Annotated in this window: 5 protein-coding genes; 1 reads left to right on the top strand and 4 read right to left on the bottom strand. The window is 60.4% G+C overall.

The window, feature by feature from the left end; genetic code table 11:
- Nucleotides 1-651: 651 nt before the first annotated feature.
- Nucleotides 652-3,426, top strand: a complete 2,775-nt coding sequence (locus IK083_07415) for a hypothetical protein (GenBank protein ID MBR4749379.1) — start codon at nt 652-654, stop codon at nt 3,424-3,426.
- 1,132 nt (nt 3,427-4,558) lie between these two features.
- Here the strand turns inward: IK083_07415 and IK083_07410 are convergent.
- From IK083_07410 to IK083_07395, 4 genes are read right to left on the bottom strand one after another with little or no spacing between them, the layout of a single operon-like run.
- On the bottom strand, nt 4,559-5,893 hold the full coding sequence (locus tag IK083_07410) for a hypothetical protein (GenBank protein ID MBR4749378.1): 1,335 nt from the start codon (nt 5,891-5,893) through the stop codon (nt 4,559-4,561).
- Complete coding sequence (locus IK083_07405) at nt 5,890-7,632, bottom strand: transporter substrate-binding domain-containing protein (GenBank protein MBR4749377.1); 1,743 nt, start codon at nt 7,630-7,632, stop codon at nt 5,890-5,892. The genes IK083_07410 and IK083_07405 overlap by 4 nt, the downstream gene beginning before the upstream one ends.
- A 16-nt stretch (nt 7,633-7,648) precedes the next feature.
- Nucleotides 7,649-8,890, bottom strand: coding sequence for a right-handed parallel beta-helix repeat-containing protein (locus IK083_07400; protein ID MBR4749376.1), 1,242 nt, complete (start codon nt 8,888-8,890; stop codon nt 7,649-7,651).
- Nucleotides 8,891-8,910: 20 nt separating this feature from the next.
- Nucleotides 8,911-10,092 (bottom strand): GNAT family N-acetyltransferase, encoded by a 1,182-nt coding sequence (locus IK083_07395; GenBank protein ID MBR4749375.1) that lies wholly within the window; start codon nt 10,090-10,092, stop codon nt 8,911-8,913.
- Between the last annotated feature and the right edge of the window lie 705 nt (nt 10,093-10,797).

Raw genomic sequence — 10,797 nt, 5'->3', positions numbered from 1 at the left:
TAGTGGAACCGCGAACCCCCGCCACGGACCGGCCCAACGGGACAAAACAAACTTACCCCCGGCGGTGAGTATGGTGCCGTGCCGGAGCAATGGCGACAGTCTGAAGGGGATCTCTTACCGGTTTTGCCTGACGTCAAAACCGCCGAGATGACGTCTTTATTGACCGCCGGGATGACGCGGGATCGGAGCGCGCGCTGTCCCGTTCAAACTCAAACGTCACTTCGGCGGTGAGGGCTCCTCGTGCCCTCACCGGTAAGAAGTCCCCTTCAAACGAACCGCGAGCCCCCGGCCATGGACCGGCCCAACGGGACAAAACATACTTACCCCCGGCGGTGAGTATGGTGCCGTGCCGGAGCCTTTCCGACAGTCTGAAGGGGATATCTTACCGGTTTTGCCTGACGTCAAAACCGCCGATATGACGTCTTTATTGACCGCCGGTCCGTACGAGGCCCCCAAGGAAAGACGCTCTCCCGAGTACTCCGCAGCCCCGCGAGTCATCCCGCCGCGGCCGGCAGAGGGCCAAAACAGGCCTCTCCAAAAAAGAATTGAAAAACCCTCTTCATTTATGATATAATGGTATTAGAACTTTATTTACCCAAAGTGCCGGCTTCTGCGTTCCCGCTGGCATGAGACATTTTCAAGGAGAAATCTATGAGACAAAAAATCGGACTATTATGGCTTTTGCCGGTCCTGATAGCGCTGCTGCTGCCGGCGGCGGCGGGAGCCGTGACCATCACCACGGTGGACGAGCTGCTGGCTCTGGGCGGCACCACTATCAATGAAGACGTCAGCCTTGACGGCGTCTTTGACCTGACCGGACGGGACTGGACCCCCATCACGGAGATAGCCGAGGGCGTGTGCTTTGACGGCAGCGCCGCCACCATTATGGGCCTGGATATGTCTGCCATCAGCGACGACGGCGACTATGCCGGCCTTGTTGCCGTGAACAGAGGCCAGATCGCCGGACTGAATGTCATTCTGAGCGGCGAGTTTTCCAACACCGCCCTTTACTCGGGCGTCATAGCGGGCTTCAATGAAGAAACAGGCGAGATCATCGACTGTATTGTCAGCGGAGATCCCGCGTCCGGCGAGGTCATACTGGCCAACACCAGAGCCGGCGGAAGCTTAGGCGGCATCGTTGGCACCAACGACGGCGCTATCTCCCGCGCCCTGGTGAACGATCTCACCTTCACCGACGGCAACGGAGTCTCCAGCCTGGGCGGTATCGCAGGCACCAACCAGTATCAAATAATATACTGCTTTGCGGACGCCGTAAAGCTTGTGGGCAACACCGCAGACAGCAGGCTGGGCGGTATTGCCGGTTCGCTGACAGGCAATACAGCAGAACGTCACTCCGCTGATATCATGTTCTCTACGGTGACCTGCTCCTCCCTCAGCGGCCGCGGCTTCGTTATGGGCGGCCTGGCCGGCATGGCCATGTACGGAGAAGCCATAGGCTGCAGGGTCAACTACGTGGATATTGCCCACTCAGGCACGGAGAACTGTTATCTGGGCGGCCTGATAGGCGGCGTGTTAGACTTCAGCGATACCTACCGCTCGTATATAGCCACCAGCTATTATGCCGACAGATATCTCTCCGGCATGTCCTGGGAAGACCACGACTTCGCCGGCGGCATAGTGGGCGGCTGTTCCGTACAGTCTTCCGCCATAGTGTTCTTCAGATGCTTCTACTGCACCGATTACTGCGCAGCCCCCATGGTGGGCGTGAACGAAGGTCAGTCCTACTCCGGCACCTTTGACATCTGCGACGGCGTGTCCAAAATAACCATGACCGCCCCGGACTGGGCTGCGGAAAACCTGCTGGACCCCTGGAAGAACACGGGCCCCGACAACTATCCCGTTTTTGACGACAGGATAATCACCTCCTTCTCGAGACTGCACAGAGGCGGCTCCTACCTGCCTTTCCAGAGCGCCACTCTCCTGTGGAAGGGGCAGGACGTGAACACCTTAGGCATGGTGAACGCGGATACGGAGTTTGACCCGGCAGATTTCGAGCTCCTGAGCGAAAACACGAATCTGGAACTGGAATACGTCACGGTGAACGGCGCCAGGCTCTCGGAGCCCATAACCGCCGGCGATTATGGCAGACTCAATTTCTCCGGCGTGGTGGACAACGCTTTCTGCCGCGACGAGCTGCAGCCCGCCGTGGACGAGGGCAACGAAATATATGACGCCGGCTTGGGCGTTTACAACTTCACCACCCTCTTTGAGCTCAAGGACGCTCTGGAGGAAGCCGAAGAGGCTATGAGCGAGAGCTACCTGTTCATAGATGAGGAATGGGGCAGCCGGCTGCTGAAAAACATCCAGGGCATAGAGTATGAATATTTCATCTACAACGTGTTCCTCATCGGGGATAACGCAAGCACCTACGTCAACGATTCGTCCGAGGAGGTCTTCAGCGGCTTCATGGGAGACACGGTGCGTCTAAACGCCATCCCCGCCAGAGGCTACAAGTTCATCTGCTGGAAGGATTCCGCCGGCAACATACTGTCCGAGGAACCGGAGTTTGAATACACCATAAGCCGCACCACTTCGCTGGAAGCCGTGGCCGCTCCCCTGGAGGCCTGCAGCTTCATCTACAAGGACAGCTACGGCAAGGTCTACAAGACCGACGCCGTCACCGACTACAGCGAGCTGGACTATCCCGTAGCGGCCGGCCAGGCCGGACTCCGCACGGGCTATACGGTCAGGGAATGGCAGAACGACTATCCCGGCGTCCTTCCCACAAGCGGCACTGTGACCCAGGACGTGACCTTCACCGCCATTCTGCAAAAGGCCGACACCACCTTCACGGTGCGGGCCACCGCAGCCGGAGAAGAGACTGTGAAACAGCTGAAGGCTGCCGCGGTCTTTTCCGTCACCGCTCCCGACGAGTATGAGGACGAGGAGTTCTCCTACTGGCAGGACGACAACACCGGCAGGATAGCGTCTTATAACGCCAAGCTGTCCGTCTCTGTCTACGCCAACATGAGCTTTACCGCTGTTTACGGCGAAGCCGTTGACGACTACACCCTGGTCAACCTGTGGGAGCCCTCGGTGGAAGGCAGCAAGATAGCCTTTACCGGCCAGGTCCAGACGGGCAGCGACTTCGTAAGCGAGGTCATGCACGGAGTGCTGCTCCTCAAGTCCGACACCCCCGTCGACAGCCTGCTGTTCGACACACCCGGAGTGATAGTAGGCAAGTCCTCGGGCTACTCCGCCCAGACCAAGACCTTTATCATCAACAAGAAGAACGTGGACCAAGGCGACACCTGGTACGGCAGAGCCTTTATCGTCTATATCAACGATCTCGGAATACGCGACGTAGCCTATTCGCCGATCAAGTGCGCCACCCGGCCCGCCGGGAATAACCAGGCTCCCTTCTCAATGGATGAACCTCCTTCACTTCCGGGTCTCGGCGACTGATAAACCGGTTATCGGATCCAAACGGACGCCCTCTGCGGAGGGCGTCTATTTTTGCCCGCAGGGTTTGGCGCAGGCGTCGGGATGACGAGAATCGGGGCGCGCGCTGTCCCGTTCAAACACAAACGTCACTTCGGCGAAAATGGCGCCGCACCCCGCGTCATCTCGGCGGTGAGGGCGCATTGTCCCGTTCAATTATAACGTCATCTCGGCGCCTCCGCAGGAGGCGGTAAGAGATCCCCTTCAAACGGACCGCGAGCCCAGGCCACGGACCGGCCCAACGGGACAAAATGAAAGACGCTCTCCTCACGTCACTGCTTCAGCCGGGTCCTCCCCGTATGCCTTCTCCCGCAAGCGGGAGCAATGAAGAGGCATACGGGTCCCGCCCGAATTACACCCCGGCGAAACCTTTTTCGCCGGGGACCCCGATCCCTTCCCCAAAACGGCCAAACGCCGTTGGCGTTTGACATATGCCGTTTTGGCCGGGATGACAAGAAGGTTTTCCAGCCCCGCGATACGGCCCCCCCAACGGCCAAAGGCCGTCGGTGCCCCCGTAGATCTCCAACGCCCTCACTGCGTTTCGGGCGCTGGGATGACGGCGGAGAAAACAGGGGCGGCGCGGGGTTGGCGCTGTCCCGTTCAAACACAACGTCACTTCGGCGGTGAGGGCGCTCTGCCCTCACCGGTAAGAAGTCCCCTGTAGTGGAACCGCGAGCCCGGGCCATGGACCAAGCCCAACGGGACAAAACATACTTTCTCCGGCGGTGGGCCTGATATGTTGCCCGGGTCTGTCCTTTCACTACAGGGGATCTCTTACCGGTTTTGCCTGACGTCAAAACCGCCGAGATGACGTCTTTATTGACCGCTGGGATGACGGCGGAGAAGACCGGGGTGACGCGGGGTTGGCGCTGTTCTCCGCCGCGTGGCCCCCCCAATGCCTGCGGCATCGGTGCCCCCACAGATCTCCAACGCCCTCACTGCGTTTCGGGCGCTGGGATGACGGCGGAGGGGCCGGGGTGACGAGAAGGCGCCCGGGGCGCAAAACAGCCCGGGGCGCAAAAAGCCCCCGGGGCGCGCCTTCGGCGCGGCCGCGGGGGCCCTTCTTCTATTCTTTAATACCCGTAGAAGCTGCTCTTTAATACCCGTAGAAGCTGCGGGCGTAGGCCTCGGACCTTTCGTTGTGCATGGCCAGCAGCCGGTCGGTGTCCGGCTTTTTGTCATAATACTCTGCCAGCAGGAAGCCCTGGGGCTCGCACAGCTTCTGATACACCGGGTCAAAGGTGTCTGCGATAAATCTGGCAAATTTGGCTATGCGGTAGGGCCCGAACACCCACAGTCTGCGGTCCACTGCGTCCACGGCGGCGGAGCGTCCGGCCTTCACGGCTTCGATGATGCTCTCCGTGTCCCGGGACCGGGCCAGCACGTAGGAATATCTGGAAGCGGGTCTTTCCATGTATTCCAGGTTGGTGTTGTGGGAGTCGCTGCAGCCCACCACGGGTATGTCGGCTCCTCTGCTCCTGAGCTCGCTCCACAGGTCCACCGTCATGTCGTTGGTGGTGTTGTTGGTGAGCTCCAGGCAGTCGTACACCCGGTCCTTGATGAGCTGTTCGGTCACGTAGTCCGGTACAAAGTTCATGTCGCTCCACACCCAGTGGGGGTGGCACAGGAGGGACAGGCCGCCGAACTCGTGGGTCTTGCGGCTGCACCACACTCTGTAGGCGTAGTCTTCTCTGTCCACGTTGGCGGGCAGGGGCGGCAGCTCTGCCATGATGGCTTCGGCCTCGGCCCGGACCAGGTCGGGGTGGTTTCTCCAGTATCTGTTCACCGAGTCCCGGCCTCCCCAGTTCACGGCGTGGATGCGTTCGGTGGGCTGGTAGTGCACCTCTTCGCCCCGGGTGAGGGTCATGGAGACGGGGGCGTCCCTGAAGATCTCCAGGGATTCCTCGGAGGGCTCCATGAGATAGTGGTCCGTGAGGGCCAAAAAGTCAAAGCCTCCGGCCCGGTAGTTGCCCACTGTGTGGCACACGTCCTGCTCTCCGTCGGAGAGGATGGTGTGGCAGTGAAATTCGCCCTTCAGGGCTCTCATGCCGTAGAGGTCCTCCTCCAGGGAATAGACGGGCAGCGCGGCGGTATCGTTGGAGGGGCGTCTCCTTCTGCCGTAGTTGATGGAGGTGTATCTCAGGTCCTTGTCCGAGTCGGGCCTGTAGATCTTGATGACGTGCTTTTGCTCGCCGCAAAAGGCGTGGTCAAACACCAGGTCGCCCTTGCCGTCGGGGGTCAGCGTATATTCGTCAAAGACCAGGCGGTCAAACCGCAGGGTGCCCGTGTTTTCGCCGAATATCCTCACGGTGTAGGAGCTGCCGGGGGTAAAGGCGGTGTTTTCGCCGGTGGGGCGCACCGTGACCCGGGTCTTTTTGCCCGCGGGCATCACCGAGGGGGTCACCAGGTAGTTTCTGACGGCGGATATCATGCTTCTTTGTTCTCCATTATGTCTCTCAGTTCCTTATCCTTTTCGGCAAAGCCCAGCACCACGGTGTTTTCGCTCTCGCCGGTCCTGACGCCTCTCAGGGTGCAGTATTTGCCTTCCTTGTTCTTGAATACTATGAGGAAGTTTTCGTTCTGGCCCATGAGCCTCTCGATGCCTTCGGGGGTGTCGGCGTTCATGAGCTGGTTGACGTATTCCGGCATCGCCACCTCTTCCACGTATTCTCTGAACACGGGAGGATAGGCGGAGATGGAGCCGTCCTTCAGGGTGACGGAGTTGTTGGGCAGATTGACGTAGTATATCTGCATATAGTTTCTGGCCAGGGCCTGGTTGATCTTGCGGCTCATTTCCAGGAAGGTCTTCTGGTTTTGCTCGCCGGTGATGTCCTTGACCACGCACATGCCTATGACGTCCGAGGAGGAGGTGTCCAGGGCCATATAGATGGTGATCTGCTGGAACTGGTGCTCCAGGGTGGGGGTCTTGGCGGAGCAGACAAAGGTGACGGTGCGTTCGCCGGCGGCAAAGCGCGACAGCAGCCTCTCTCTCATGCCCTCGGGCTCCAGAGGGGTCTCCGAGCCCACGTAGAGCTTGTCAAACCACCAGTCCACCAGCTCGGAGAAGGTGTAGGGGGCCCGTATCCCCAGCTTGTAGTCGGAGGGGACGGGCACTCCGTCCACTATCTCGGTGTATTCGCCGGAGACGGTGTCCTTGGACAGGTTGCACTCTATGAAGGCAAAGGCGTCGGAAAACAGGGCATTGCGGTAATAGGAGTCCTTTTTCAGGCTGCGGGAGAGTATCTTTTGGCTGTTGCGGTCATAAAACACTCTGTTGACGGCCAACAGATACAGGAGCAGCAGCGCCAGGCCCACCGCGTAGAGCCAGGGGTTGTAGTCGCACACCTGGTGCAGGCTCAGGGTGGAGAGATAGCTGTCCATCCATTTTTTGCTCAGCTCGTCCACAAAGCCCTCGCACTGCATGCGCTCCAGCTCTGTGTTCACCGCGTCCAGCATGGCCTTGTTGTCCGAGGACACGGCAAAGCACAGGTAGTTGTCTATCAGCGCCAGGGAGGGCCGCAGGTTCTTGATGCCCGTGTCCTTCAGCACCCGGACGCCTATGGTCTCCCTTATGACGGTGAAGTCCGCTTCGCCCGTGCTCACCGCCTTCATGGCGGAGGTGTAGTCGGGATACAGGCGGGTCTTGACGCCTATATCCATGGCATTGAGGGTGTGCACCATGCTGTCGCCCTCCAGCCCCGCCATGGTGAGGCCGTTGAGAAAACGGGGGTCCTTGACGGGCTTGTGGGAAAACACCCTGAGGGTGTCGCTGCTGATAGGCACCGTGGGGGTGATGGCCTTGTTGTTGGCGTCGTCCACCAGCAGCTCGATGCCCATGATCAGGTCTGCTTCTTTGTTCTCCATGGCCTTGAGGGCTTCGTGCCAGCTCATCAGCTTGACGTGGGGGTTCATGTTGAGCCTGTGGGCCAGCTCGGCGGCCAGCTCTATGTCAAAGCCGTCGGCAGCCCCCCCGCTGTTGAAAAAGGAGTAGGGCTTGTAGTCTCTGTCCCCCACTATCACCAGAGTCTGATTGTGCTTGTGGTCCGGCAGGACGCCGGCGGTGGGCTCTGCGTCGAAGGCGCCGCCTCTCCACAGACAGAAGAGGACGCCGGCCAGTACTAAGTACAGGCAAGTGAGAAACAGCAGCAGCTTGATACCGAATGATTTCATTGGCTTGTCCGTTTATTTATAGATTGTCCTTGATGACCTTGTATTTGGAGGCGGGGGAGGAGTCCTTGACGGCCGTCCCGCCGCAGGTGATGATGTTGCCCGTCACCATGAGCTTTTTGAAGCCCTTGCCTATGATGAGCCCGTCGTGGGTGCCCAGCATGATGTTGTCCTTCAGCATCACGTTGTCGCCGCCGTCTATGACGGCTATGGGCCACACGTGCTCCTTCATGCCCTTTTCCATGCGGCAGCCGGAGATGGAGACGCTCTTGCCTCCGTGTATGACCACGTTGCTGCCGCCGTTGGCCCGCAGGTCGCAGCCGGACATGACAAAGCAGTTGCAGCAGCCCTCTATGCGGACCGTGTTGCCGTGGGTCCAGTAGGTGCCGCCGTTTACCGTCAGGGTGCAGTGGTAGTCCTTGTCTTCGGGCTTTTCCCTGCCGGAATCAAAGCCGGAGACCACGATGCCCTCGCCGCAGAAGTCTGCCATGCAGTCGGTCATGGTGCCCCACATGGCCCCCTTCTGAAAGCCGGGCCTGTCGGAGTGCTCGAAGAAAAAGCCTATCTTCTCCGCAAAGGCAAAGCAGTTGCTGAGCTTCAGGCCGTCGTTGCCCTTGATGTGAAAGCCCACGGGCTTGTCCCGGTCCATCATCACGTTGGGCGACCACACCTCCACGTTTTCCAGCAGGCCCACGTCCCGCATGCCGTTGAGATAGACCCCGGTGCCCACTATATTGACCATAAACACGTTCTCAATGTTCAGGCGGCCCGGGTTGCCGGGCTTGGCCTCGCCCAGGGCCCTTATGCCGTCAAAGGCGCCGTGTATCTTCACGTTGCGTATCCAGCAGCCGGTGCCGGCTATGTCGATGGCCACCGGATATTTGACGGGTTTGTCGTAATTTTGTTCATAGGAGATGCAGATGCCGGTCACCGCCGCGGCCCTTTTCAGCACAAAGGGGCTCTCCTTGAGGCTCCGGGGCAGGATGACGGGCAGCACCTTTTCGTCGGCAGGCCAGGCGGCGTCCGCGCTGCCCGCCAGGGTCACGCTGTCCAGCTCCACGGAGGAGGATATGACGTATTGGCCAAAGGGGACCCGCACGGTCTCGCCGTTGCCTCCGGCGGTCCTGACGGCCTCGATGAAGGCGGCGGTGTCGTCCGTCACCCCGTCGCCTTTGGCGCCCAGGTCTTTCACGTTGACCTCCGCCGGGAGCAGGGCCGGGCAGAGCAGTATGAGCAGCAGAATAAAGGTCAGTCTTTTCATAGTTATGTCTCCTATATGTGTTACCCGGGCTCTCCCGGGCCTCTGTAAGGGCCGTTCAGGGGCTGCAGGGCCTGCAGCAGGGGCACAGCGTCCGCGTCGCAGGACACGAAGTCCCCGTAGTTCTCCGGGGTGAGCCTCACGCAGCCGCAGTATATCTGCGAAAACCGCTGGATGGTGGTGGCCACCTCGTTGACCCCGTTCCAGGGAATGACCTGAGGGTAGGGCCCGTCCCAGCGCACCGAGAAGCGCCGCGGGCTCGGCTCCAGGGGGTCGGTGATGACAAAGCTCAGGCAGCCGCTGCCCCGGGGCTTCAGGAAGCCCAGGGCCTTTTCGGGGCTGTGCACCCGGAACTGGGGGCCCGCCGAAACAGTCCTTTTCAGCAGCCGGGGGTTGTCCATGCCGTCAAATACCCGGGTGTCCGCCGGCAGGCCCAGGGTGAGGCTGTGCTCCGGATACTGCCGTTTCACCGAGCCCAGGAGCAGCCGGAAATCGGCGGCGCTGCCGAAATACAGCTCGTTTATGCTCAGGCGTTTGGCCGCCGCGTCCTCCCGGAATATGCAGCCGGCCAGAGGGGCTCCCGATCCGTCCCTGACGTAGGCGCCCTGCATGCCGGGGCCGCCGAACAGGAAGGGATAGCGCTTCCACCACAGGGCGCTGCGGACCGTGGAGCAATTGTATTTGGCAAAATGCCGGGCGTAGAGGTCCATGATGACCGACGGCTCCGCCGGGTCGTCAAAGCAGAGCTCGGCGCCTTCCCAGTCGCAGAAGGCCTCGGGGACCGCTTCCACGGACATGCAGCTGCAGCCTATTTCCCAGCCGGCCCTGCGGTAAAAATAGTAGGCGAAGGGGGCCAGGCTGGACAGGTGCACGTCCCGCTCCAAAAAGAGCCGGTGGCATTTGTCCAGGCACAGATTGGCCATGCCCTGCCGGCGGTATTCGGGCAGGGTGCCCACCTCGCCGATGCCCGCGTGGGGAACGGCCACGCCGTCTATATAGACGGGCGAAGGGATGGTGTTGATGCTGGAGGCTATCCTGCCGTCATCGCTTTTGGCAAACACCAGCCATTCCCGGCCGCAGCAGAGCCTGGCAAAGTCAAACTTGCCGTAGATCACGTCCTTGACGCCCTTGCCAAAGGCTCCGACCATGACCCGCCGGACGGCGGCTTCTTCGCTTTTTGAGCTGATGGTGTGGGTAGATATCATTGGGCTTCTCCCGGTGAATGTCTATATTATATTATATCACATTACGGGCTTTTTCGCCCGCCCCGCCCCGCGGTTCTCGGGACATGGGAAAACTCTCTCCTCCTCCCCTCGTCATCCCGGCGGAACCCGGCGCCCGGCGGTCAAGTCAGAACGTCATCTCGGCGGTTTTCCCATCGGGAAAACCGGTAAGAGATCCCCTGTAATGGAAGGACAGACCCGGGCAACACATCAGGCCCACCGCCGGAGCGGGCATTGGGGGGGCCGTACAAGCTGGGGCAGGGAAAACTCCTCGTCATCCCGGCCAAAACGGCAACAGATCAAACGCCAACGGCGTTTGGCCGTTTTGGGGAAGGGACCTCGGGGCGGGACCCGTTTGCCCGTTCCTTACTCTGTCGAAGACAGAGGGGCAAACGGGGAGGACCCGGCTGAAGCAGTGACGTGAGGAGCCTACAGGCTCAAGTGCCGTTCCGACACTGAACCAGCTTTCTTTACCTCGTTCCGTTCCTCGGCTCGTCCGGGCAACACATCAGGCTCACCGACGGCCGCAGGCCGTTGGGGGGGGCCGTATCGCGGGGCAGCAGAGCTCTTTCATGACAGCGTTTCCCATTGTCCCGTTGGGCTTGGTCCGTGGCCGGGGCTCGCGGTCCGTTTGAAGGGGATCTCTTACCGGTGAGGGCACGAGGAGCCCTCACCGCCGAAGTGACG

It is taken from the genome of Abditibacteriota bacterium (genome assembly GCA_017552965.1).
Taxonomy (GTDB): Bacteria; Armatimonadota; UBA5829; order UBA5829; family UBA5829; genus RGIG7931.
The sequence above is the reverse complement of the archived record's forward strand: the minus strand, read 5'-3'. Positions and strand labels throughout refer to the sequence as shown.